Genomic DNA, 23781 nt, shown 5'->3' with positions numbered 1-23781 from the left:
ACTCTATCGACGGTTTGTAACGGACCATCGCCGACGAGAATGAAATGACCGCCACCGCCCTGATTGTCGAAGACGAGATTTTCGTCGCACTCGACCTCGAACGGATCCTGACGGATGCCGGTTACAAGGTGAAGGCCATCGCCGCCGATCGCTCGACCGCTTTGGAAGAAGCCGGTGAGTGCAATTTCGCTCTGGTGGACATCAATCTGCGTGACGGCCCGACTGGGCCCGATCTCGCCCGTACGCTGGCGCAGGATTACGGTCTGAAGGTGGTGTTCGTCACCGCCAACCCCGCGCAGATCGGGGATCCCGGCAATGCGCTGGCGTATGTCCGCAAGCCGTTCAGCGAAGCAGCTATCTTGGCCGCCGCCGCTTTCGCGAGCGCTTCGGCCGATCACCCGGCGAATGATGATGTCGTATTGATCGGCAACGCCAAGATAGGCTGATGCCGACGTTACGCCGGTAGGGCGAGCACGGAAAAACGAAATATTCTAGGTTCGGCTGAATGCCTTCAGCGGCACGCAGGTCGTGACCACAAGGCCCTCCCGTCGCCAGTCGCGTTCCACCGTGCCGCCAAGCTGGCGCACGGCGCTCATCTCGATCAGCTGCGATCCGAAGCCCGACGGATCGGGCGTGCCGACCACCTCGGGACCACCGGTCTCGCTCCAGGTCAGGCACACCTTGTCGTCCTGCGGCGCAATCTCGACCGTGATGCGCCCTTCGTCATTGGCCAGGGCGCCATATTTCGTCGCGTTGGTCGCCAATTCGTGGAACAGCAAAGCGAGCGGCGTGGCGGAGCGATCGTCGATATTAACGTCGCCGCCGATCACCGAAATCCGCGTGCCTTCGCCCTGCTGATAGGGGCGGAACAGCTCGTCGAGCAGGCCATGCAGGCTGGATTGCGCCGCGGCCGGGCGGGATTGGGCGCTGTGCGGGCGCACGAAATCATGCGCGCGGCCGAGTGCGGTCACGCGCTCGCGCAGATCGTCCGAAATGCCGCGAAAGCCCGGATTGGCGCGCGCGGCGAAACCGATCAGGCCGGAGATCACCGCGAAGATGTTCTTGATCCGGTGGCTCAACTCCTGCGCGATCACCTCGCGCTCCTCGCTCGCCTGCTTCTGCTCGTGCACCTCGGTGCAGGTGCCGAACCAGCGCACGATCTTGCCCGTTTCGTCGCGCAGGGGGAGCGCCCGGCCCAGCGTCCAGCGATATTCCCCGTCCGCGCGGCGCAGGCGATAATCGACCTGATAGGGCTCGCCGGTCGCTAGCGAATGACGCCACAACGCCCAGGCACGCTCCTGATCGTCGGGATGGAACATGCCGTTCCATTCCTCGCCGTCGGTCGATCCTTCGGGCATGCCGGTGAATTCGTACCAGCGCGCATTGTAATAATCGTGATAGCCGTCGGGCAGGGTGGACCACACCATCTGCGGCATCGAATCCGCCAGCACGCGGAAACGGTTGTGGCTCTCGGTCAGCGCGCGGTGGTTGGCATTGTCCGATGCCCGCCATGCGGCGGCATCGCGGCTGTCGCGCAACCGCGCCATCACCGATTCGGCCAGCGTCACCAGACCCTGATGTTGCAACGCGGTCAGGCCATCGGGGTGCGGCACCGTATCGATCACGCACAGCGAGCCCAGCGGCACGCCCTCTTCGGTTTTCAACGGCACGCCGGCATAGAAGCGGATGAACGGTTCCCCGATCACCTGCGGATTGTCGGCAAAGCGCGGATCGCGCGTCGCGTCCGTCACCACCATCGTATCGCCGCCATGCATCGACACGCCGCAGAACGATGTCTCCGGTGGCGTTTCGATACCGTCATATCCCGTGCGCACCAGGAAATGCTGGCGATGCTGCTCGACGATATTGATCAGGGCGACCGGCGTTTCGCACAAAGCCGCCGCGAAATCGGTCAGCTTTCCAAGCGCCTTGTCGTCGCGGATCGTCTCGAAATCGTAGTCGGCCAGCACCTTGGCACGCGCCGCCTCATCGACCTGCCAGCCACGTGTCGCCGGCAGGTCGGTATCGGTCAATGCGCTCGAACAGGAAAGGACCGGTGTATTCAAAACGGCACGTCGTCGTCGAGATCGTCGGCGAAGCTTTGACGCCCGCCGCCGGACGCACCACCGCCGGACGACGCGCCGCCACGGCTTCCGCCGCCACCGCCGCCGCCGTAACCACCACCGCCGCCGCCGAATTCGTTACCGCCGCCGAAATCGTCACGCCCGCCGCCGCCATAGCTGCCGCCGCCACCCGAACCACCGCCGCTGCCGCCACCGGCACCCGGTGCGCCGTCCAGCATCGTCAGCACGGAATTGAAGCCCTGCAGCACGATCTCGGTCGAATATTTGTCCTGGCCCTGCGCATCCTGCCACTTCCGGGTCTTCAGCGCGCCTTCGATATACACCTTGCTGCCCTTGCGCAGATAACGCTCGGCGACATTGGCGAGGCCTTCGTTGAAGATCGCCACCGAATGCCATTCGGTCGCTTCCTTGCGCTCGCCGGTGTTCTTGTCCTTCCACGAATCGGACGTGGCGATGCGCAGGTTCACCACCTTGCCGCCGTTCTGGAAGCTCTTGCTTTCGGGATCGCGGCCGAGATTGCCGACGATGATCACCTTGTTGACGCTGCCCGCCATATTCTACGTTCCTACAAACCGAGTCCTATTGCGGCCCAGTATGTAGCCCCGGCGGCGATATATGCCAGTGCGAACAAGTATCCGATCATGAACATCGGCCATTTCCACCCATTGGTCTCGCGCCGCGTAACGGCGATGGTCGAGATGCATTGCGGCGCGAACACGAACCACATCAGGAAGGCCAAAGCGGTCGGCAGGCTCCAGCGGCCGCGCAGATTCTCGGCCAATTTGCCTTCGCCCGCCGGCTCTTCCGGGTTGTCGATCGCATAGACCGTCGCCATCGCGCCCACCGCCGCCTCGCGCGCCGCCATCGCGGGCAGCAGCGACAGCGCGATGTCGTGGTTGAACCCGATCGGCTTGACGACTATTTCGATCCCGCTCGCGATGCGCCCGGCGATCGAATATTCGCTCTGCCGCACGCCGGCGGGCGCTTGGGGGTAGCTCGCCAGCACCCACAGGATCGCCACCGTCACCGCGATCGTCGTGCCGGCGCGCTTCAGGAAGATCAGCGCACGGCTCCACAGCCCGATTCCCACGTCCGACAGGCGCGGCCATTGGTATTTCGGCATCTCCATCATGAAGCCGGAGGACGGCCCCGCCGTCACCGTATTGCGCAGCACCAGAGCGGCGACATAGGCCGACACGATGCCCAGCACGTAGAGCGCGAACATCACCAGCCCCTGCAATCCCACGAACGGCAGCACGCTGGTGTTGGGGATCAGCGCGCCGATGATGAGCGTGTAGACCGGCAGCCGCGCAGAACAGGTCATCAAGGGCGCGATCAGGATCGTGGTCAGCCGGTCCTTCTCGTCGTCGATCGTGCGCGTCGCCATGATCCCCGGCACCGCGCAGGCGAAGCTCGACAGCAAAGGAATGAACGCGCGTCCCGACAAGCCGACGCCGGCCATCAGCCGGTCCATCATGAACGCCGCGCGCACCATGTATCCGGTTGCCTCCAGCACCAGGATGAAGGCAAACAGGATCAGGATCTGCGGCAGGAACACGATCACCGCGCCCACGCCCGCGATGACGCCATCGGTCAGGAAGTCGCGCACGAACCCGGCGGGCAGTGCCGCGGTGACGCCAGTCGAGATCCACGCGAACAGTTGCTCGATCCAGCCGACCGGTGCCTGCGACCAGGCGAACACCGCCTGGAACATCACGAACAGCAGCCCCAGCAACAGCACTGGCCCGCTGATCGGATGCAGCGCGACCGCGTCCAGCATATGCGTCCAGCGCCGCCCGCTCGTCTCCGACACCGTCGCCTTCACCGACAGCGCGCGCGCCCGGCGTTGCAGCGTGACGATATCCTCTGCCACATGGCCTTCGTTCGGGCGCAGGCGCACCGCGCCGCCGCTGCCGATCATGCCCGACATGCGCGCCTTCAATTCGTCCAGTCCGCGCTTGCGCACCGCGACCGTCGGCACCACCGGCACGCCCAGTTCGCGTTCCAGTACGGCTGCATCCAGCGTCAGCCCGTCACGCTCGGCGAGATCGATCATGTTCAGCGCCACCACCACCGGCAGGCCCAAAGCGATCAGCTGCAAGGTGAAGCGAAGATGATTGTCGAGGTTCGAGGCATCGACGACGACGACGATCGCATCGGGCAGTCGCTCGCCCTGTTGCCGCCCCATCACGACATCGCGCGTCACGCGCTCGTCGGGGCTGGAGGGGTCGAGGCTATAGGCACCGGGCAGGTCGACCAGTTCGATCGGCCGCCCATCGTCCAGCGCGAGCCGGCCTGAATGCCGCTCCACCGTCACGCCGGGATAATTGCCCACCTTCTGCCGCGCGCCGGTCAGTGCGTTGAACAGGGCACTCTTGCCGGCATTGGGATTGCCGACCAATGCGACCAGCGGCAGAATGCTCATGATGTGATCAACGTGAGGGTCTTCAGACGGGCGAGACGGCGATCGCCGCAGCGACGGTGCGGCGCAACGCCACCGTCATGCGGCCGATCCGGCAGGCGATCGGGCCGGTGCCGAACAGCGACTTGTGCAACACCTCGATATCGACACCCTCGTCGAACCCCAATTCGCGCAACCGCCGCGCTTCGGGCGCGCTCAACCCCTGCCAGTCGATCGCCGCCACGGTCGCATGCTGACGGCGCGGGAGCTTTTCGAGGCTGAGGGGAATCGCACGGGCGACGGTCGCGTTCATGATGCGACTGATTATCAATAACTCGCGGGGTGCGCCAGTGACAAATTATCCGTCGGGCTACACCGCCGGGTAGCGCAGCCGCCCGATGAACCGCGACAGGCTCGGCCGATGCTGCGTACGCCCCAGAAACCCGGCCTTGGCTTTCTCGAACCGCATGATCCCCTCGATCCGCCGCGCCAGAAACGCGCGCGTATCGGCGAACCGGTCGCTCTCGTCGTCCAGGAACACGGCGACCGTCGCACCGTACACGCCGGCCAGGATCGTCCGCTTGGTATAGTGATTGTAATCCGTCGCGGTATCTCCGGCGGCGTGCCACATCACGTCCGCCGCATGCCAGCCGAGCTTCGCCGCGCGCGCAAGGTTCTGCGGCATGGCCAGGATCGCCAGCGCTCGGCGCAGCGCCTCGCGATCGGCGGCGACGGCATCCAGCCGCGCCTCGACCAGAGCGGCGATCTTCTCGCGAATCTTCATCGTCGCAAGCCGCTCCGGCGGCAGGGCCGCCAGCATCGCCGCATCGATATGCGCGAACCACGCCGCGATCATCTCCACCGCGCCGCCCGGAAAGGCGAGCAGGGCCACGTCGCGGTCCACGCCCAGCGCATCGGCGGCGGCATCGCGTGCCGCCTCGCCCCAGCCGTCGAACGCGGCGTTGCTCGCCAATACGGGCGCCATCGCGGCGCGGATTTCGTCCAGCGTCGGGTCTTCCGGCAGAGTGTTCATCGCGCGCGTTCCTCCACATCCGTCTTAGCCGGCCTGCGCACCAGTACCAAGGCCACCGCGACCAGCACCGCGCCGGTCGCATCCGCCACGCCCAGCCGTTCGCCATACACGCTCCAGCCGATCACCGCCGCGACCACCGGTTGCGTCAGCAGCGCCAGTCCGACCACCAGAGGCGAGAATTGGCCCAGCGCATAGATCATCAGGCCCTGACCGATCACCTGACTGCACAACGCCAGACCGATCAGCGGGGTCCAGTGATCGGGCAACACCTTCTCGCCGAGCGCCAGCGCGAACACCAGTAACGGCACGATCCCGGCGATGCTCGACAGCAGCAGCGCGGGCAGCGGTGCCATCGTATCCCGCACCCGCGCCATGCCGATGAAGTAGAGCGTGTAGAGCACACCCGCGAACAGGCACAGCAGATCGCCCGCCAGATTGCGCGGGTTCAGGCTGTACGATTGCCCCATCAGCAATGCCGCGCCGATCCCTGCCAGCACCAGCGCGATGCCCTGCGTCCGGCTCGGCCAGGCGCGCGCGATCAGGAAGCCGTAGAGCGGAAAGATCAACGTCGCCGAATTGCCGAACAGGGTCGCGTTGGCCAGCGTGGTGCGCAGGATGCCGAGATGCCAGCTCGCCAGATCGGCGGCGAAGCTGACGCCGGCAATGCCGATCATCAGCCACAATCCCGCACCCACCCCGCTCAACTGCCGCGCCGGCCGCCATCCGCTCGCCAGCGACATCGCCAGCAGCAACGGCACGGCCAGCGTCACGCGCCAGAACCCCGCCGCCACCGGCCCGGTATCGGCCAGCCGCACGAACCACGGCCCGAACGCCAGCGCGACGTTCGCGCCGATCAGCGCGAGGAATGCGAGCCGATCCGGCCCGTGGCGCGGCAAGGTGTCCGTTTGCGTCATGTTAGATTTTCTTGGGAGCGGCGGGATGCATGCCGCCCTGTAGCGCCCTATCTGTGCGCAGTCAGGTAGCAAAAGGAAACGTAATGCCGAGTCTGTTCGATCCTATCCAGCTGGGTGCGATTTCCGCGCCGAACCGTATCCTCATGGCACCCCTGACGCGCGGTCGCGGCACCAAGGAACATGTGCCGACCGAGATCATGATCGAATATTATCGCCAGCGCGCCTCCGCCGGCCTGATCATCTCCGAAGCGACCGGCATCAGCCGCCAGGGTCTCGGCTGGCCTTTCGCGCCGGGCCTGTGGAGCGACGAGCAGGTCGAAGCCTGGAAGCCGATCACCCAGGCGGTGCACGATGCCGGCGGGCTGATCGTCGCGCAATTGTGGCATATGGGCCGGCAGGTCCATTCCTCCGTCACCGGCGAACAGCCCGTCTCGTCCTCCGCCACCGCGACGGCGGGTGAGGCGCACAGCTATGAGGGCAAGAAGCCGTTCGAAACCGCGCGGCCATTGGCGGTGAGCGAGATCCCCGGCCTGCTCGACGATTACGAGCGCGCGACGAAGAACGCGCTCGCCGCCGGGTTCGACGGTGTGCAGGTGCATGCCGCGAACGGCTATCTGATCGACGAATTCCTGCGCGACAACGCCAATTTCCGCGACGATCAATATGGCGGCAGCGTCGAGAACCGTACCCGCTTGCTTAGGCAAGTGGTCGAACGCGTCGTATCGGTCGCCGGCAAGGATCGCACCTCGGTCCGGCTGTCGCCCAACGGTGATTCGCAGGGCGTGGACGACAGCAATCCGCAGCCCTTGTTCACCGCCGCCGCCGCGGTGTTGGACGAGATCGGCATCTCGTTCCTCGAACTGCGCGAACCCGGCCCCGAGGGGACGTTCGGCCGCACCGACGTGCCGAAGCTGTCCCCGGAAATCCGCAAGGTCTTCACGGGGCCTTTGGTGCTCAATTCGGATTACACGACGGTGGAGGAAGCGCAGGCGGTGATCGATGCCGGCACCGCCGACGCGGTGTCGTTCGGCCGCACGTTCCTGGCCAATCCCGATCTGCCGGAACGCCTGCGTACCGGCGCGCCGCTCAACGCGATGAACCCGAAGACGATGTATAGCCAGGGTGCGGAAGGCTATACCGATTATCCCGCGCTGGAGACGGTGAACGCCTGATCCGATGTCGGCCGCCGGGGTTTCCCACAGGAAATCCCGGCCGTGCCGCGTTGCCGGGTGGACAGGCCCGGCATCGCCGCTATCGCCGCGCTCATGGGTGTTTCCGCTACGATCATGAATACGGCCACGGGCCAGCCGATCCAGAAATTCGTCTTCGGGCGCATGCCCAAGCCGTGGGTGTCGTTCAATCTCGAAACCGGCGAACTGGTGACGGCCGACCGCGTCGATGTCGGCAAGCCTGCGCCCGGCAAGTTCGCCGTGCCGGTTACGGTATGGGTGACGCCGAAGGGTTGAGCGGGATACCGCCACCGTCATCCCGGACTTGATCCGGGATCCCGCTGCCTTGCCCTGCACGAAGTAGAAGAAGCGGGATCAGTGCGCAGTTGAACATGCCCCGCATGTTCAAGGATCGTCCGGGGGACGATCCGACTGCGCACTCCTCCGCGAGGATAACGGGAAAGGCGCTTGTTAAAGCGGCACGAACCGCAGCGGCAAACCGTCCTTGGGCTTGGGGATCGGCCATGCCTGCCATTCCGCGCCCGATCCTTCGTCCAGTTCGATGCGATATCGGCTGAGCAGTCCGGCGATCAGCAGCTTCATCTGCATCGTTGCGAAGTGCAGCCCCAGGCACATATGCGCGCCGCCGCCGAACGGCACCCAGGCATATTTATGCCGCGCCCGCACCGCTTCGGGGATGAAGCGCAGCGGATCGAACGTCTCCGGATCGGGCCAGTGTTCCGGCATCCGATGCGTATGGGCGACATTGATGCCGACCGGCGTTCCGGCGGGAATGTCGTAGCCGCCGAAGCTGAACGCCTTCAGCGCGCGCCGCGGCAGCGACGGCACCGGCGGGATCAGCCTCAGTGCCTCCTTGAATGCATATTCGGTCAGCACCAGTCGATCGAGCTGGCCGTGCGCCACGGAACCGTCTTCGCCAAGCTCCAGCGACCGCACTTCTTCGCGTAATTTCTCCTGCCATTCCATGTTGCGCCCGAGCAGCATGATCAGGCTCGTCGCCGACGACGTGATCGTGTCGTGTGCGGCCATCATCAGGAAGTTCATATGGTCGATGATCGCGGCATCGGGCAGCGGTTTGCCCTCGTCGTCCGTCGCGCGACAGAATTGCGAGAAGAAATCCTGCCCGTCGCCGGCGCGCCGCTTGGGGATCTCCCGCGCGAAAACGCCGACCAGATAGTCCCGCGCCTTGACCCCCCGCCGCATCTTGGTGCCGGGCAACGGCATGCGAATCGGGTCGATCGACGCCTGCACCTCATCGACGAACGCCTGATTGATCCGGTCGGCCTCCGGCCCCAGCGGCATGCCGAAGAAGCTGTCCGCCGCCAGATCCAGCGTGAGCGACTTGATCGCGTCGTAGAATTTGATCGGGCGATTGCCCCAGGTCGAGACCTGCGCGGCGATCCCGGCGGTCATCGCCGCGGCATAATGGCGCATCGGCTCGGGCTTGAACGCCACCGAGAGCACCTTGCGATCGGCACGGTGATGGTCGAAATCCATCAGCATCAGCCCGCGCGGGAACAGCAGGTTGAGCATCGGCCCCCAGCCTTGTTCCGACGAGAAGATCTTCTCGCGGTCGAACAAGACCAGTTCGTTCGCCTCCGGCCCGAGCAGCACGACGTTCGGGCCGCCGAAACTGTTGTTGCGATAGACATGGCCGTACGTCGCCGCCATCCGCCGTCCGAACCCCACCGGGTCCTTCAACAGCCGCAGCGTATTGCCGATGAACGGCAGCCCATCCTCGCCCGGAATGGCCCCCAGCGCGCCCTTTTCCTGACGCGGTAGCCAATGCGGATTCGCCTTGAAGGTGTGCGCGAGCGCCATGCCGTCTCTCCCTTACTGACATTGATATCAGTAAGGCGCGCGACAATGCAACCTGCGCTTTACTCTGGTGTCCGGCGCGCGCGCCATTCCGCCGCGCTCTGGCCCCAAGCGTCGACGCGAAAATCGGACAGCGGATCGGGCAGGGTCACCAGCCCGCCATTGCTCGATCCCAGTCGCTGCGCTAGGCGGATCGAGGGCGTATTGTCGGGATGGATCGTGTGGATGATCCGGGTCCAGCCCAGAACGTCGACCGCATAGTCCATCGCGGCGGCGGCCGCTTCATACGCATAGCCTCGCCCGGTAAACGCCGGGGCCAAGCCCCATGCGATCTCGGTGCCCGGCCATCCCTCCGGCTGCCATGGCCCGATTCGCCCGACCCAGGCTCCGGTTTCCCGCTCGATCACCGACCAGTAGGAATAGCCGTTGATAGACCATGCGCCGGCGATCATCGTGAAGATGCGCCACGCCTCGCCACGCGACTTCGTACCGCCCAGAAAGCGCATCGTCGTCGCATCGGCACAGAAATCAGCGAAGGCATCGAAGTCGGCGGCTTCCGGAACCCGTAGCGTCAGGCGCTCGGTCTGCAGCGCCGGTGCGTCGACGAACAGCGGCATCAGCCGAAGCGGCCCTTCAGTTCCAGCATGGCGAGCGCCGCCTTGGCCGCTTCGCCGCCTTTGTCCTTCTCGCTCTTCTTCGCACGGGTCAGCGCCTGCGCCTCGTTCTCCGTGGTCAGAATGCCGTTGCCGATCGCAAGGCCGTCCATCGACAGCGCCATCAGGCCGCGCGCGCTTTCGCCCGCGACGATCTCGAAATGATAGGTCTCGCCGCGGATCACCACGCCCAACGCCACGAACGCGCTATATTGTCCGCTGTCCGCCGCCAGCGCGATCGCGCCCGGCACTTCCAGCGCGCCGGGCACGGTGATGGTCTCATGCGTGTGGCCGGCGGCTTCGATCGCCGAGCGCGCGCCGTCCAACAGCAGGTCGTTGAGGTGATCGTAGAAGCGCGCCTCGACGATAAGCAATTTGGCCATGTTCACTCGCCTCCGGTGCCGGGAATCGGCCGCTCGCCGACGATCGACAGGCCATACCCTTCCAATCCGACCAGCGTATGGTGCGTGTTGGTCAGCAACACCATCTCTTCCACGCCCAGTTCGGCCAGGATCTGTGCGCCCACGCCGTAATCGCGCAATTCCTCGACCTCCGGCGCGCCGGCACCCTTGCCCTCGCCGCGCAGCTTGATGAAGCGGGTGATGCCGTCGGCCATGCGCCGGTTGATCACCACGATCACACCCGCGCCTTCGTCCGCGATCATCTGCATCGATCCCGACAATAGGCCGGATCGCTCCGATTCCTCGCCGAACGCATCGACGAACATCGACATCGTGTGCATCCGCACCAGCGTGGGCTTGCCCGGGTCGATATAGCCCTTCACCAGCGCGATCGTCTCGTCGCCGCTGGCCTTGTTGAAGAAGGTCATCGCCTTCCAGTCGCCGCCCCACCGGCTCTCGAACGCCATTTCCGCGCGCTTCTCGACCAGATGATCGTGGCGGCGGCGATAGGCGATCAGATCGCGGATCGTGCCCATCTTCAGATTGTGCAGCCGGGCAAAGGCGACCAGATCGTCCATCCGCGCCATCGTGCCGTCGTCGCGCATGATCTCGCAGATCACGCCCGACGGGTTCAGCCCGGCGAGCCGTGCCACGTCCACCGCCGCTTCGGTATGGCCCGCGCGCACCAGTACGCCGCCGTCGCGCGCGACCAGCGGGAAGACATGGCCCGGCGTCACGATATCGCCCTTGCCCTTCGACGCATCGATCGCGACCGAGATGGTGCGCGCGCGATCGGCGGCGGAGATGCCGGTCGTCACCCCCTCGCGCGCCTCGATCGAGGTGGTGAAGGCGGTTTCGTGGCGCGTGCCGTTGGCGCGGCTCATCAATTCTAGCCCGAGCGAATCGATCCGCGCCTTGCCCATCGCCAGGCAGATCAGCCCGCGTCCATGCGTTGCCATGAAGTTGATCGCGTCGGGCGTGGCCATCTGCGCCGGGATGATCAAATCGCCCTCATTCTCACGGTCCTCGTCGTCGACCAGGATGAACATGCGCCCATTGCGCGCCTCGTCGATGATCTCCTCGATCGACACCAAAGCCGGCGTATCGTCGTTGGAGAAGATGAACGTCTCCAGCTTGCGCAGCGTGTCGGCGGTCGGGTTCCAGTCGGGCTGGTCGAGATCGCGCAGCGTATTGGCATGAAGCCCCGCCGCGCGGGCAAGGCCGGAGCGCGACATGCCACCATCGGTGACAAGGTTGCGCAGCTTCTGGATCAACAATGTGCTCATGAGTGGATATAAATCACATCACGATGTGATCGTCAATCCCGACGATCACATCGAGACCACTCATTAAACAGCTGCATCCGTCCTGAGCCTGGCGAAGGACTGTCCTTATTTCGACCGCCGTAAAGAAAAGCAGTGCTTCGACAGGCTCAGCACGGACGGGTGTGCGTCATCGGCTGGATCAGCCTGGCAAAAACGACCGCATCCGCCCCAGATACCGCGCCAGAACATCGATCTCGATGTTGATCGGATCGCCCACGCTCAACGCCCCGATCGTCGTCACGGCGGCGGTGTGGGGGATGATGTTGACGCCGATCGTCACCGTGTCGGCACCGTCCTCCACCTCGTTGACCGTCAACGAAACCCCGTCGAGCGTGATCGAGCCTTTGGCCGCGACGAACGGTGCGATGTCGGGTCCGGCGGTGATGCGGATGCGCTTCGATCCGCCCTCTTCCAACACCGATGCGATCTCGCCGATGCCGTCGACATGCCCGGTGACGATATGACCGCCCAGTTCGTCGCCCAGCTTCATCGCGCGTTCCAGGTTGAGGCGGCGGCCCGCGCTCCACTGGCCCTGCGCGGTGCGGCTGATCGTCTCGCCGGAAACGTCGACCGCGAACCAATGGCCTTTGGCACCGGTGCCCCCGAAACTGCCTTTATCGATCACCGTAAGGCACACGCCCGAACAGGAGATGGACGCGCCGAGATCAATCGTCGCGGGATCGTAGCTACTCCGCACCACCACGCGCGTGTCGGCGAGCGCCTCGACCCGGTCGATCGTGCCGACATCGGTGATGATTCCGGTAAACATGTGCCTAGCTCCTGACGCGCTCGTAGACTTCGAGCCGGTCGCTGCCAAGCTGCCGCGCGTCGTGCAATCGCCAGCGGCCATGCGCTTCCGGCAGGTCGGTCAGTCCGATATCGGGCAGGGTACGCCCGCCGCCGATCAGGATCGGCGCACGGTACAGCAGCAGCCGATCGACCAGATCGGCGGCCATAAACGCGGCCGCGGTCCGCGCGCCGCCTTCGACCAGCAAATGATCCACGCCGTCCAGCGTGATGATGTCTTCGGGGCGGGCAATGCAATTCCAGCCATTCGATGCGGGTGCGGACGACAGCAGGAAACGCCGGGGCGAAAGGCTTTCCAGCCCCGCCAATCGCACATCCAGCCGGGGCGCGTCCGCCTCCAGCGTTCCGCGCCCAACCAGAATCGCCTCGTGCCGCGCCCGTTCGAGATGCGCATGCGCCCGCGCCTCCGGCCCCGTGATCCACTGGCTCGATCCGTCCGACATCGCCGCCGCTCCATCCAGCGACAGTGCCAGCTTCAACGTCACGAATGGCCGCCCGAGCGCCTTGCGGGTCAGGAACCCCGCCATCGATCGCCGCGCATCGTCCGCACCGATCCCCACATCCACCGCGATCCCCGCCGCTCGCAGCCGCGCGATCCCTTCGCCATCGGTGCGCGCGTCCGGATCGCCCAGCGCGACCACGACCCGCGCAACGCCGGCGGCGATCAGCAGATCCGAGCAAGCGGGGCCGCGCGCGGAGCGATGCGCGCAGGGTTCGAGCGTGACGAAGGCGGTCGCGCCGCGCGACTTTTCGCCCGCCTCGGCCAAGGCCATCGCCTCGGCATGCGGACGTCCGCCCGGTTGCGTCCAGCCGCGCCCGACCACCAGGCCGTCCTTGACGAGAACGCAGCCGACATTGGGATTGGGCGCGGTGCGGCCACGCCCGCGCTCGGCGAGCGCCAGCGCCGCCGCCATCCAGCGAGCGTCGCTCAGATCCCCAACTTCTTCAACTTGTCGTCGAGGCGCTTGAACCCGGCCTGGGTTTCCTTCTCGCGCGCCGCCGCCTCGGCCGCGCGCTTCGCCTCGATAGGGCCATCGATCTTCTGCTGCGCGATGATCTCCGCGTCGGTGCGGTTGGCCGGCCATTGTTCGACATAGGTAATTTCGCGGTGATAGACCGGCTCTTCATGGCTATCGATCGTGAAACCGATCAGCAGCGCGCCGAACAGGACGACCGACAGCAGCAGGAATGCCAGCTTGTGCGGCGCCTCCTGCGCGAGGAAGCTGCGCAGGTCGTTGATCGCGCGCAATATGTTGAAGTGACGGAGAATCTGCATCCTGCGCCCAAGATAAGCGCGCGGGGCCGATCATGCCAGCCCCGCGCGCCGTTCATTCAATCGCTTTCGTTCAGCACGAACGTCACGGTCATCGTCCGCCAATCCTCCTGCGGCACGCCATCGCGCGTCGCGGGCTTGAAACGCCATTTCTCCAGCGCCTGCCGTTTCGTGACGTCGAAGAACGCCGCGCTGGCCGCGCTAAACTGCTCGACCTGCTTCACCCGCCCGTCGATCCCGACCAGCACGCGCACCATCACCTGACCCTCGCGGCCCATGCGGCGCTCGCCGGGCGGATAATCCGGCTGCAGGAAACGGGCATAGCGTGGATCGACCTTCGCGCCGATCGTCACGGGCTGGTGCGGCGGAACGTAGGGTGGCGTCACAGAGCCGGTGCCGCCGGTCACGCCGCCTTCCAGGCCTGTCGGCCCGGTTGGGGTGTATTCCGTCCGCGTCGGCGCGATCGGATCGGTCGTGACGGGCCGTTCGAGCGGCGGCGGATCGACGATCTGCCGTTCGATCTTGGGCGTGATCTGTTTTTCGACCGGCTTGGGCGGTGGCGGAACGGGGATCGGGATGTTGATTATCTTGAAAGGCGTTGGGTCCGGTCGCTTGATCAGCTCGGGTGCCGAAAAGATCAGTGCCGCCAATACCGCGCCATTCAGTCCGATCGCGACGCTGAGCGCGCCGGGCTTGATGCCTGTCTTGCCATATCGATCCGCGTACATGTCTCCGTCTCCATCTCTCCTCGAGGGATCCGGTCGATCGCCGGACTTGATCGAGAAACGATACAACATAACATTACAATGGCAAGTGATACTTTGTTACATGATGGCGTGGGCCTGGCGAGGTTTTGCATAGAGTTGTTCCCCGGCGGAGGCCGGGGCCCAGTCGGGAAGCAGAAATGATCGGGTGCTGCGCTTAGTAACCTCGACCTTCGCGACTGGACCCCGGCCTCCGCCGGGGAACGGCAAACCGCTACCCGAGCCGCGCCACCGCGCGCTCGCGCCCGATCAGCGGCAGCAACGCCGCCATGTCCGGCCCATGATCCAGCCCGGTGAGCGCGCGGCGCAATGGCAGGAACAGCGCCTTGCCGCTGCGCCCGCTCGATGCCTTCAGGGCACCGGTCAGCGCGTGCCACGGGTCGGCCGACCAGTCGATCGTGCCTGCGACGCGCGCCGCCTCGGCCAGGAAATCCGCGTCGGCGGGGTCGCGATCGGCCGTCACGTCGCCCTCGATGACGGTCCACCAGTCCCCCGCCTCGGCCACGGTCTTCAAATTCGGCCGCACCGCATCCCATTCCGCCCGAGTCATGCCCTCGGGCAGGCGCGTCGAGACCGCATCGAAATCGAGGCTGTGGACGATCTTCGCGTTCAGCCCGGCCAGTTCGGCATCGTCGAACCGCGCCGGCGCCCGCCCGAAGCGCGCGAAATCGAACGTCGCGATCAGCGGCGCGACCTCGGCGATCGGCTCCACCGGATCGCTCGTCCCGATCCGCGCCAGCAGCGCCCGCACCGCGCCCGGTTCGATCCCCGCCTCGCGAAACGCATCGACGCCGAGCGAGCCCAGCCGTTTGGAAAGTTTGCCCTCGCTCCCGACCAGCAACGCCTCATGGGCAAAGGCCGGGCGGGCCGCGCCCATCGCGTCGAACATCTGCAATTGCAGCGCGGCATTCGACACATGATCCTCGCCGCGTACGACATGCGTGATGCCCATCTCGGCATCGTCGATCGCGCTGGGCAACATATACAGCCACGATCCGTCGGCGCGGCGGATCACCGGATCGCTCATCGTCGCGGCATCGAACTTCTGATGGCCGCGGATCAGATCGTCCCATTCGATCGGCGCGTTGTGATCCAGCTTGAAGCGCCAGTGCGGGTTTACACCGTCCGCCTCCAGCTTGGCGCGATCCGCATCGCTCAGCGTGAGCGCCGCGCGATCGTACACCGGCGGCAGGCCACGCCCGGCGGCGATCTTGCGCTTCAGGTCGAGTTCCTGCGCCGTTTCGTATGCCGGATAGACCCGGCCCGCCGCGCGCAGCGCCTCGAACTTCGTTTCGTACAAGGCAAAGCGCGCCGATTGCCGTTCCTCGCCATCGGGTAGCAGCCCCAGCCAAGCGAGATCGGTGCGGATCGCATCGACATAATGTTCCTCGCTGCGCTCGGCATCGGTATCGTCGATGCGCAGCCAGAATTGCCCGCCATTCCTGCACGCCCAGAGCCAGTTGTGAAGCGCGGCGCGGATGTTGCCGACGTGCAGCCGCCCGGTGGGGCTGGGCGCGAAACGGGTGATGACAGTCATAAACGCGAACTAGGAGGACGAGGGGCGACCGGCAAGCCACCGCTTCAGAATCGTCGGACGCCGGCTGCGACGAGCGTCGCGTACAGATCGTCCGCCTGGCTCTTTGTAAGGGCGCGCTTGGGAAGAACAAACATCAACCGATCCGATTGCAGAAAAACGAAGGTAGCATCGTTGTCGAGCCAGCGATGCAGGCGACCCCACGCAAGATTTCCCGTCCCGTTGCTACCGGAGAAATTTATCGCCTGTTCGTCCCACCAGCATTTGACGGGTTCCTTCAAAGCGTGATTCTGCGCCATCATTTTTCTTACCTGGCGTCGTATCATCATTGGCGTCGCGAACCGAATTCCGATCAGGATCGCAAGGAACAACAGAACCCAAACAATATCTTTGATCGCTGCCAATACGGTCCGGCCCAACCATATATCGAGCGCTATGCCGATGACGGCCAATGCTGCACCGGCGACCACCAGCCACCCGAGCATTCGGGTTTGTGATGCCCTGCTCGTCCACAGCAAATTCGCGGTGACATAATCGGCTTCGGTCGCCTCGAACGTCACATTGCCGACCATCTTCGCCCCTTCCGCTCTTTCCCGATGCTTATGTCGCTTCTAAGGAGGCATCAATCGGCGCTCAAAGGGGCTTTCATGAAACTTCTAACCGGCAATGCGAACCTGCCGCTGGCGCGCGATGTGGCGCGCTATCTCGAGATGCCGCTGACCCAGGCGAGCGTGCGCCGCTTCGCCGACGAGGAGATCTTCGTCGAGATCCAGGAGAATGTGCGCGGCGAGGACGTGTTCGTGATCCAGTCGACCGGCTATCCGGCCAACGACAATCTGATGGAATTGCTGATCTGCATCGATGCGCTGAAGCGCGCATCGGCCAAGCGCATCACCGCCGTCGTGCCCTATTTCGGCTATGCCCGGCAGGATCGCAAACCGGGGCCGCGCACGCCGATCTCGGCCAAGCTGGTCGCCAATCTGATCACCGTGGCGGGCGCGGACCGCGTGCTGTCGGTCGATCTCCACGCCGGGCAGATCCAAGGCTTCTTCGATATCCCGACCGACAATCTGTTCGCGGCACCGGTGATGTCGGCGGATATCCTGACGCGTTACGGCGGGCGCAATCTGATGGTCGTCTCGCCCGACGTCGGCGGCGTGGTGCGCGCACGCGCCCTGGCCAAGCGACTCGACAACGCCCCGCTCGCGATCGTCGACAAGCGTCGCGAGCGCGCCGGCGAATCCGAGGTGATGAACATCATCGGCGATGTCGAGGGGCGGTTCTGCATCCTGATCGACGACATCGTCGATTCGGGCGGCACCTTGTGCAACGCCGCCGCTGCGCTGAAGGAAGCGGGCGCGGCCGGCGTCGCGGCCTATATCACGCACGGCGTGCTCTCGGGCGGCGCAGTGGCGCGGGTCGAGGGATCGGCGCTGGAAGAACTGGTGATCACAGATTCGATCGGCAGCCACGATATCGTCGCCACCGCCAAGCGCATCCGTCATCTGACCATCGCGCCACTGCTGGCCGAGGCGATCCGTCGTATCGCGGACGAAAGCTCGGTGTCGAGCCTCTTTGACTAACGCGTTTGAATCACCTCGACTCCCCCAATTCCGTTCGCCCTGAGCCCGTCGAAGAGCGTGTCCGGGGCACATGCTTAGACAAGCTCGGCACGAACGGGGGAGTGAGGACCGCTTCGATTGGCCGAAGCTAGGCCACCGCGTCCCAGATCAGCTTAACCCCCACCAGCATCATCAGCACATAGATCGCGGTGTAGAAGCGCTCCGGCGCGATCCGGCGCACCATCCACACGCCGCCGAACGTGGAGAGGATCGCCACCGGCAGCAGCAGTCCGGCGATGATCAGATTGTCGCGGCTGAACTGGCCCAGCGCCCAATAGGCCGGCACCTTGGCCCAGTTGACGATCGCGAAGAAGATCGCCGTCGTGCCGACCAGCACGTCGCGCGGCGGGCGGCGCGGCAGGACCCAGATCTGGAACGGCGGCTGCCCGGCATGCGCGACCTGGCTGGTGAAGCCCGACGCCATGCCGCACAGCGCGCCGACCCAGCCGGGCGCATTGGCGGAGGTGGCGACGACATGCCCGCGCTCGCGCCACAAGCGGTATGCGCCGAACGCCAGGCTGATCACGCCGACCAGACCGAGCACCGCATCCGCCGACACGCGCGCCGCGAAGATATAGCCGAGTGCGATGCCGATCGCCGCGCCGGGCAGGGTCCAGCCAAGTACGTAGCCGTCCCAATCCTTGCGGAACGCCCACACGCCGACCACGTCCTGCACGACCAGGATCGGCAGCAGGATCGCCGCCGCGCGCACCGGCGAGATCGCCAGCGCCATCATCGGCAGCGCCAGCCCGCCGACACCGGCAAACCCGCCTTTGGCAAGCCCGGTCATCATCACCGCCGGCACCGCCAGCGCGAACAACAATGCGGTGTCGTTCAAGCGGCGGGCGTTTCGGAACGCTCGGCCGGCGCACGCACCCCGGCGTGGTCGCGGCGCTTGAGTTCGGCCTTCAGCGCCTCGGGCTTCGGCGCCCACAGGAAACCGAAGCTGACCGTGCCGTGCTTGGTCTCGACCACATGGTGCAGCCGGTGCGCCTGGATGATGCGCTTCATGTATGCTGACTTGGGCAGATAGCGGTGGTTCAGGCGTTTATGGACGATGACGTCATGAAAGCCGAAATAGATCGCGCCATAGGCCGCGATGCCACCGCCGATCCACGCGAAGCCCGGCCACCAGCCGAGTTGCACCCCGCCCAGCAACAGCACGAACGACGGGACCGCGAAGATCACCGCATACAGATCGTTCAACTCCCAATTGCCGTGGCGCACGCGGTGGTGGCTCTCGTGCAGGAACCACCCGAAGCCGTGCATCACCCAGCGATGCGCGACATAAGCGAAGCCTTCCATGAAGACGATCGTCGCGAGCGCGAGAAGGAGTCCGGTTGCCCAGTGCATGCGCTGCGATATAGCGGCCCACGTCCGGTGTTGCGAGGTGAACCTGTGTCCTTTTCCCGATCCGTCATCCGTTTGGGCATTGCCGCGGGTCTGCTGGCGCTCGCCGCCTGCTCGCCGATCGAGAGTCGCACCCGCGACGGCCTGATCCGCGCCGGCCTGTCGCCGAAGCTCGCCACCTGCATGGCCAAGCCGATGTCCGAACAGCTTTCGGTCGCGCAACTGCGCAAACTCGCATCGCTGGGCGAGTCCGGCGAATCCCATGGCCGCAAGCACCTGCTCAAGCGGATTCGCGCCCTCGACGATCCGCAGATCATATCCGTCACCACCACTGCGGCCGCCTTGTGTTCGCTCGGGCTGGATTGAGCGGGGCGGGAGAACAGCGAAGGGTGGATTCGCGTCGGCCACTGTGCTTAAGGCCCATGCAAACCTCCGTTTCAGCGAAAGGTGCGAACGCTTCTCATGAACATCCACGAATATCAGGCCAAGGAATTGCTGGCCAAGTTCGGTGTCCCCGTCCCCGCCGGCTTCGCCGCGCTGACCGTCGAGGAGGCCGTGGAGGCTTCGAAGAAGCTGCCCGGGCCGCTCTACGTCGTGAAATCGCAGATCCATGCCGGTGGTCGCGGCAAGGGCAAGTTCAAGGAACTCGGGCCCGACGCCAAGGGCGGCGTCCGTCTCGCCTGGAACGAGGATGAGGTTCGCGCGGCCGCGACCGACATGCTCGGCAACACGCTGGTGACGATCCAGACCGGCGAGCATGGCAAGCAGGTCAATCGCCTGTACGTCACCGACGGTGCCGATATCGACAAGGAATTCTACCTCGCATTCCTCGTCAACCGCGCCACCGGCCGGGTCTCGATGGTCGTCTCGACCGAAGGCGGCATGGATATTGAGGCGGTCGCGCATGACACGCCGGAGAAGATCCAGTCGATCGATATCGATTGCGCCACCGGGTTCCAGCCGCATCACGGCCGTGCCGTCGCCGCAGCCCTCGGCCTGACCGGTGATCTCGCCAAGCAGGCCGCATCGACCGCGTCGAACGTATACGACGCGTTCCTCGGCACCGATGCCGAGCAGATCGAGATCAACCCGCTCGCCGTCACCAAGCAGGGCCAGTTGTTGGTGCTCGACGCCAAGGTCGCGTTCGATGGCAACGCCATGTTCCGCCACAAGGATCTGATGGAGTTGCGCGACGAGACCGAGGAGGATCCGGCCGAGCTGGAAGCCTCGAAGTACGACCTCGCTTACATCAAGCTCGACGGCGACATCGGCTGCATGGTCAACGGCGCCGGCCTCGCCATGGCGACGATGGACATCATCAAGCTGAACGGCATGTTCCCGGCCAACTTCCTCGACGTCGGCGGCGGTGCCACGACCGAGAAGGTGACGGCGGCGTTCAAGATCATCCTCGGCGATCCGGCGGTGAAGGGCATCCTGGTCAACATCTTCGGAGGCATCATGCGCTGCGACATCATCGCCGAGGGCATCGTCGCCGCGGCGAAGGAAGTGAACCTTTCCGTGCCGCTGGTCGTTCGCCTGGAAGGCACCAACGTGCAGCAGGGCAAGGACATTTTGTCCAATTCCGGCCTGGCGATCGTTGCTGCTAACGATCTAGGCGATGCGGCGAAGAAGATCGTCGCGGAAGTGCAAAAAGCGGCCTGAGCGTTTTCTCCCCAGGAGCGCATTAGGACAGACGGAGAGTTTGCGATGAAGGTATTGGTGCCGGTCAAGCGCGTGCTTGATTACAACGTGAAGCCCCGCGTGAAGGCGGACGGGACGGGCGTCGATCTGGCGAACGTCAAGATGAGCATGAACCCGTTCGACGAGATCGCGGTCGAGGAAGCCATTCGTCTGAAGGACAAGGGCATCACCGAGATCGTGGTCGTTTCGATCGGCGAGCAGAAGGCGCAGGAAACGCTGCGCACCGCGCTCGCCATGGGGGCCGATCGCGCGATCCTGATCGTGTCGGAAGAGAAGGTCGAGCCGCTGGGCGTCGCCAAGCTGCTGAAAGCGATCGTGGACGAGGAAAAGCCCGATCTGGTGATCCTCGGCAAGCAGGCGATCGACGACGACAACAACCAGACCGGCCAGATGCTGGCGGGCCTGCTCGGCGTCGGCCAGGCGACCTTTGCGTCGAAGGTGGACCTCACCGCCGACAGCGTCACCGTAACGCGCGAAGTGGATGGCGGATCGGAGACGGAAACGCTCAAGCTTCCCGCGATCATCACCACCGATCTGCGGCTCAACGAGCCGCGTTACGCCTCGCTGCCCAACATCATGAAGGCGAAATCCAAGCCGATGGCGCAGAAGACCGCCGTCGATTACGGCGTCGACGTCTCGCCGCGCCTGACCACGTTGAAGGTGGTCGAGCCGGCTAAGCGGGTCGCCGGCATCAAGGTCGCCGATGTGGATGAACTGGTCGGCAAGCTCAAGGCGATGGGAGTCGCGAAATGAAGACGTTGGTCTGGGTCGAACATGACGGCGCCACCGTCAAGGATGCCACGCTCGCCGTGGTCACCGCCGCTTCGCAACTGGGTGAAATCCATCTGCTCGTCGCCGGCCAGGGCGTGGATGCGGTCGCCGCCGAAGCCGCGAAGATCGCCGGCGTCGGCAAGGTCCATGTCGCCGACGACGCGGCCTATGCCCATGCGCTGGCCGAGAACGTCGCGCCGCTGATCGTCCAGTTGATGGGCGATCACGACGCCGTGCTGTTCCCCGCCACCTCGGGCGGCAAGAACATCGCGCCGCGCGTCGCCGCTTTGCTCGACGTGATGCAGATCAGCGACATCCTGTCGGTCGAAAGCGAAGATACGTTCACCCGCCCCATCTACGCCGGCAACGCCATCGCCACCGTCCAGACCAAGGATGCCAAGAAGGTCATCACCGTGCGCGGCACCGCGTTTGCCAAGGCCGCGACCGAAGGCGGTTCGGGCACGGTCGAGGCGGTCGCGACGACGGGTGATACCGGCGTATCGACCTATGTCGGTAGCGAGATCGCCAAGTCGGAACGCCCCGAACTGACCAGCGCCAAGATCATCGTCTCGGGTGGTCGAGCATTGGGTTCGGGCGAACAGTTCCACGCGCTGATCGATCCGCTCGCCGACAAGCTCGGTGCCGGCGTCGGCGCGAGCCGCGCGGCGGTGGACGCAGGCTACGCCCCGAACGACTATCAGGTCGGCCAGACCGGCAAGATCGTCGCTCCCGAAGTGTATGTCGCGGTCGGCATCTCCGGCGCGATCCAGCATCTCGCCGGCATGAAGGACAGCAAGACGATCATCGCGATCAACAAGGACGAGGACGCCCCGATCTTCCAGGTCGCGGACATCGGCCTGGTCGGCGATCTGTTCAAGATCGTGCCGGAACTGACGTCGAAGTTGTAAGGCGCGCATGCTGCGCGCCGGTGCGGGTGAGCGAAGCGAACCCGCAACACTTCGACCGGCCGGCGCGGCCAAAGCCGCGGCCGACGACGCGGGATTTACTCCCGCGTCGCTAACGCTCGAAAAGGAAGGGGCGGTGCGATGTAATCGCACCGCCCTTTTTCATTTCGATCGATCGCCAAATCTTGTCATTTCCTGCCACTGGCGTATTTTCGATACCGATGGACAGCATGAACATCTCGCTACCGACGCCGCTCAAGGCGTTCATCGACGGACAGGTCGCGGGCGGGCGATACAGCAGCGCGAGTGAATATGTCCGTGAACTGATCCGTGCAGACGAGAAGCGGACGGCGCAGGATCGGCTGGAAACGATGCTTCTGGAAGGACTTGCCAGTCCCGAGACGCCATGGACCGGGCAGGACATAGAAACCATTCGCGAGATTGGCCAATCGCCCCGGTGAACCCGGCAAATGTCGGGGTTCGCGCGCTCGCGCGGCAGGACATCGAAGATCATTATCGCTGGCTGTCTAAAGAGGCAGGCGTCGATGTGGCCGACCGTTTCCTGACCGCTACCAACAAGGCCTTCTGGATGCTGGCCGAGCATCCCGGCATGGGACCGGCGGTCGCTTCGGCGAACGAGCGGATCGCCCGATTACGGAAGTGGAAGGTCGATGGCTTTCCGAACGTGATCATCTTCTACGAACCCCGCGCAACCGGCATCACAATTGTGCGGGTAATTCACGCAGCGCAGGATTGGTGGCGATTGATCGGCGCGTAGAAGGGGGCTGCTATTGCCGTCGCTCGCCAGAATACTCCGCGTCCGACATCTGCTCCATCCATTCCACCGCCTTGCCGTCCAGCGCTTCCTGAATCGCGATATGCGTCATCGCGTTCGTCGCGGTCGCGCCGTGCCAGTGCTTTTCGCCGCCCTCGAACCACACGACATCGCCGGGGCGGATTTCCTCCACCGGCCCGCCCTCGCGCTGTACCCAGCCCAGACCGAACGTCACGATCAGCGTCTGGCCGAGCGGATGGGTGTGCCACGCCGTCCGCGCGCCGGGTTCGAACGTCACCGTATTGCCTGCGGTGCGCGCCGGATCGGGCGCGGAAAATAGCGGGTCGATCCGGACGGTGCCGGTAAACCAGTCCTCCGGGCCCTTGCCGGAAGGGGTCGTTCCGCTGCGGGTGATCTGCATGGCCTTGTCTCCAACTCGAGGAACCGAAACCGCCCACCA

At 65.0% G+C, this 23781-nt stretch carries 29 protein-coding genes; 10 read left to right on the top strand and 19 right to left on the bottom strand.

Translation table 11 applies throughout. The features are described from left to right. Nucleotides 1-44 precede the first annotated feature (44 nt). Nucleotides 45-446 (top strand): response regulator, encoded by a 402-nt coding sequence (locus U1738_RS13845; RefSeq protein ID WP_332789638.1) that lies wholly within the window; start codon nucleotides 45-47, stop codon nucleotides 444-446. Nucleotides 447-491: 45 nt separating this feature from the next. Here the strand turns inward: U1738_RS13845 and U1738_RS13840 are convergent, their stop codons facing one another. The 6 genes from U1738_RS13840 to U1738_RS13815 are packed head-to-tail and all read right to left on the bottom strand — an operon-like array spanning nucleotide 492 to nucleotide 6432. Continuing rightward, entirely contained in the window at nucleotides 492-2033 is a 1542-nt protein-coding gene (locus U1738_RS13840) for a PAS domain-containing protein (protein ID WP_332789637.1), read from the bottom strand. Between the two features lie 29 nt (nucleotides 2034-2062). Beyond that, nucleotides 2063-2638 (bottom strand): single-stranded DNA-binding protein, encoded by a 576-nt coding sequence (gene ssb, locus U1738_RS13835; protein ID WP_332789636.1) that lies wholly within the window; start codon nucleotides 2636-2638, stop codon nucleotides 2063-2065. An 11-nt stretch (nucleotides 2639-2649) separates the two neighbouring features. Beyond that, the gene (feoB, locus tag U1738_RS13830) at nucleotides 2650-4509 is read right to left on the bottom strand and encodes a ferrous iron transporter B (RefSeq protein WP_332789635.1); all 1860 of its coding nucleotides are present in this window, start codon (nucleotides 4507-4509) and stop codon (nucleotides 2650-2652) included. 22 nt (nucleotides 4510-4531) lie between these two features. Next, nucleotides 4532-4798 carry a FeoA family protein gene (locus U1738_RS13825; RefSeq protein ID WP_332789634.1) on the bottom strand — a complete coding sequence of 89 codons (267 nt, stop codon included), beginning with the start codon at nucleotides 4796-4798 and terminating at the stop codon, nucleotides 4532-4534. Between the two features lie 57 nt (nucleotides 4799-4855). Beyond that, entirely contained in the window at nucleotides 4856-5470 is a 615-nt protein-coding gene (locus U1738_RS13820) for a COQ9 family protein (RefSeq protein ID WP_443027026.1), read from the bottom strand. 44 nt (nucleotides 5471-5514) lie between these two features. Beyond that, entirely contained in the window at nucleotides 5515-6432 is a 918-nt protein-coding gene (locus U1738_RS13815; RefSeq protein ID WP_332789632.1) for a DMT family transporter, read from the bottom strand. Nucleotides 6433-6515: 83 nt separating this feature from the next. On the opposite strand from U1738_RS13815, the gene U1738_RS13810 reads away from it, so the two are divergent. Both U1738_RS13810 and U1738_RS13805 read left to right on the top strand, forming a co-directional pair. After that, nucleotides 6516-7604 (top strand): alkene reductase, encoded by a 1089-nt coding sequence (locus tag U1738_RS13810; RefSeq protein ID WP_332789631.1) that lies wholly within the window; start codon nucleotides 6516-6518, stop codon nucleotides 7602-7604. Between the two features lie 93 nt (nucleotides 7605-7697). Continuing rightward, the gene (locus U1738_RS13805) at nucleotides 7698-7898 is read left to right on the top strand and encodes a hypothetical protein (RefSeq protein ID WP_082472550.1); all 201 of its coding nucleotides are present in this window, start codon (nucleotides 7698-7700) and stop codon (nucleotides 7896-7898) included. Nucleotides 7899-8072: 174 nt separating this feature from the next. On the opposite strand, the gene U1738_RS13800 is transcribed toward U1738_RS13805, so the two are convergent. The 10 genes from U1738_RS13800 to U1738_RS13755 all read right to left on the bottom strand — a co-directional run bounded on the left by U1738_RS13800 (nucleotide 8073) and on the right by U1738_RS13755 (nucleotide 16769). Continuing rightward, nucleotides 8073-9443, bottom strand: coding sequence for a cytochrome P450 (locus U1738_RS13800; RefSeq protein ID WP_332789630.1), 1371 nt, complete (start codon nucleotides 9441-9443; stop codon nucleotides 8073-8075). A 59-nt stretch (nucleotides 9444-9502) separates the two neighbouring features. Further along, the gene (locus tag U1738_RS13795; protein WP_332789629.1) at nucleotides 9503-10057 is read right to left on the bottom strand and encodes a GNAT family N-acetyltransferase; all 555 of its coding nucleotides are present in this window, start codon (nucleotides 10055-10057) and stop codon (nucleotides 9503-9505) included. Further along, the gene (gene ribH / locus U1738_RS13790) at nucleotides 10057-10476 is read right to left on the bottom strand and encodes a 6,7-dimethyl-8-ribityllumazine synthase (RefSeq protein ID WP_332789628.1); all 420 of its coding nucleotides are present in this window, start codon (nucleotides 10474-10476) and stop codon (nucleotides 10057-10059) included. Before ribH ends, U1738_RS13795 begins: the two co-directional genes overlap by 1 nt. 2 nt (nucleotides 10477-10478) lie before the next feature. Next, complete coding sequence (gene ribB / locus U1738_RS13785) at nucleotides 10479-11780, bottom strand: 3,4-dihydroxy-2-butanone-4-phosphate synthase (protein WP_332789627.1); 1302 nt, start codon at nucleotides 11778-11780, stop codon at nucleotides 10479-10481. A 178-nt stretch (nucleotides 11781-11958) separates the two neighbouring features. Next, entirely contained in the window at nucleotides 11959-12588 is a 630-nt protein-coding gene (locus U1738_RS13780; RefSeq protein WP_332789626.1) for a riboflavin synthase, read from the bottom strand. A 4-nt stretch (nucleotides 12589-12592) separates the two neighbouring features. Then, nucleotides 12593-13540 carry a bifunctional diaminohydroxyphosphoribosylaminopyrimidine deaminase/5-amino-6-(5-phosphoribosylamino)uracil reductase RibD gene (gene ribD / locus U1738_RS13775; RefSeq protein ID WP_332789625.1) on the bottom strand — a complete coding sequence of 316 codons (948 nt, stop codon included), beginning with the start codon at nucleotides 13538-13540 and terminating at the stop codon, nucleotides 12593-12595. 14 nt (nucleotides 13541-13554) lie between these two features. Then, nucleotides 13555-13902, bottom strand: a complete 348-nt coding sequence (locus U1738_RS13770; RefSeq protein WP_332789624.1) for a hypothetical protein — start codon at nucleotides 13900-13902, stop codon at nucleotides 13555-13557. A gap of 56 nt (nucleotides 13903-13958) precedes the next feature. Then, nucleotides 13959-14627, bottom strand: coding sequence for an energy transducer TonB (locus U1738_RS13765; protein WP_332789623.1), 669 nt, complete (start codon nucleotides 14625-14627; stop codon nucleotides 13959-13961). 250 nt (nucleotides 14628-14877) lie between these two features. Beyond that, nucleotides 14878-16200 carry a glutamate--tRNA ligase gene (locus U1738_RS13760; protein WP_332789622.1) on the bottom strand — a complete coding sequence of 441 codons (1323 nt, stop codon included), beginning with the start codon at nucleotides 16198-16200 and terminating at the stop codon, nucleotides 14878-14880. Nucleotides 16201-16244: 44 nt separating this feature from the next. Continuing rightward, entirely contained in the window at nucleotides 16245-16769 is a 525-nt protein-coding gene (locus U1738_RS13755; RefSeq protein ID WP_332789621.1) for a YcxB family protein, read from the bottom strand. 75 nt (nucleotides 16770-16844) lie between these two features. Here U1738_RS13755 and U1738_RS13750 point away from each other — a divergent pair, with 75 nt between their 5' ends. Continuing rightward, nucleotides 16845-17780: a ribose-phosphate pyrophosphokinase gene (locus tag U1738_RS13750; protein WP_332789620.1), complete on the top strand. Its 936-nt coding sequence runs from the start codon at nucleotides 16845-16847 to the stop codon at nucleotides 17778-17780. A 127-nt stretch (nucleotides 17781-17907) separates the two neighbouring features. Here the strand turns inward: U1738_RS13750 and U1738_RS13745 are convergent, their stop codons facing one another. Beyond that, nucleotides 17908-18657 (bottom strand): sulfite exporter TauE/SafE family protein, encoded by a 750-nt coding sequence (locus U1738_RS13745; protein WP_332789619.1) that lies wholly within the window; start codon nucleotides 18655-18657, stop codon nucleotides 17908-17910. Then, nucleotides 18654-19172, bottom strand: coding sequence for a sterol desaturase family protein (locus U1738_RS13740; protein ID WP_332789618.1), 519 nt, complete (start codon nucleotides 19170-19172; stop codon nucleotides 18654-18656). Before U1738_RS13740 ends, U1738_RS13745 begins: the two co-directional genes overlap by 4 nt. A gap of 45 nt (nucleotides 19173-19217) precedes the next feature. On the opposite strand from U1738_RS13740, the gene U1738_RS13735 reads away from it, so the two are divergent. The 6 genes from U1738_RS13735 to U1738_RS13710 all read left to right on the top strand — a co-directional run bounded on the left by U1738_RS13735 (nucleotide 19218) and on the right by U1738_RS13710 (nucleotide 23324). After that, complete coding sequence (locus tag U1738_RS13735; RefSeq protein ID WP_332789617.1) at nucleotides 19218-19535, top strand: hypothetical protein; 318 nt, start codon at nucleotides 19218-19220, stop codon at nucleotides 19533-19535. Nucleotides 19536-19631: 96 nt separating this feature from the next. Further along, nucleotides 19632-20831: an ADP-forming succinate--CoA ligase subunit beta gene (gene sucC / locus U1738_RS13730; protein WP_332789616.1), complete on the top strand. Its 1200-nt coding sequence runs from the start codon at nucleotides 19632-19634 to the stop codon at nucleotides 20829-20831. A 45-nt stretch (nucleotides 20832-20876) separates the two neighbouring features. After that, nucleotides 20877-21623, top strand: coding sequence for an electron transfer flavoprotein subunit beta/FixA family protein (locus U1738_RS13725; protein ID WP_332789615.1), 747 nt, complete (start codon nucleotides 20877-20879; stop codon nucleotides 21621-21623). Continuing rightward, nucleotides 21620-22549: an electron transfer flavoprotein subunit alpha/FixB family protein gene (locus tag U1738_RS13720; protein ID WP_332789614.1), complete on the top strand. Its 930-nt coding sequence runs from the start codon at nucleotides 21620-21622 to the stop codon at nucleotides 22547-22549. Before U1738_RS13725 ends, U1738_RS13720 begins: the two co-directional genes overlap by 4 nt. Before the next feature lie 218 nt (nucleotides 22550-22767). After that, entirely contained in the window at nucleotides 22768-23007 is a 240-nt protein-coding gene (locus U1738_RS13715) for a type II toxin-antitoxin system ParD family antitoxin (RefSeq protein WP_332789613.1), read from the top strand. Then, nucleotides 23004-23324: a type II toxin-antitoxin system RelE/ParE family toxin gene (locus tag U1738_RS13710; RefSeq protein ID WP_332789612.1), complete on the top strand. Its 321-nt coding sequence runs from the start codon at nucleotides 23004-23006 to the stop codon at nucleotides 23322-23324. Before U1738_RS13715 ends, U1738_RS13710 begins: the two co-directional genes overlap by 4 nt. Nucleotides 23325-23334: 10 nt before the next feature. On the opposite strand, the gene U1738_RS13705 is transcribed toward U1738_RS13710, so the two are convergent. Beyond that, nucleotides 23335-23742 carry a (R)-mandelonitrile lyase gene (locus U1738_RS13705; protein WP_332789611.1) on the bottom strand — a complete coding sequence of 136 codons (408 nt, stop codon included), beginning with the start codon at nucleotides 23740-23742 and terminating at the stop codon, nucleotides 23335-23337. Nucleotides 23743-23781: the final 39 nt, after the last annotated feature.

The sequence above is a fragment of the Parasphingomonas caseinilytica genome (genome assembly GCF_036663755.1).
Classification (GTDB): domain Bacteria; phylum Pseudomonadota; class Alphaproteobacteria; order Sphingomonadales; family Sphingomonadaceae; genus Sphingomonas.
This window is presented reverse-complemented; position numbering and strand designations above follow the sequence as displayed.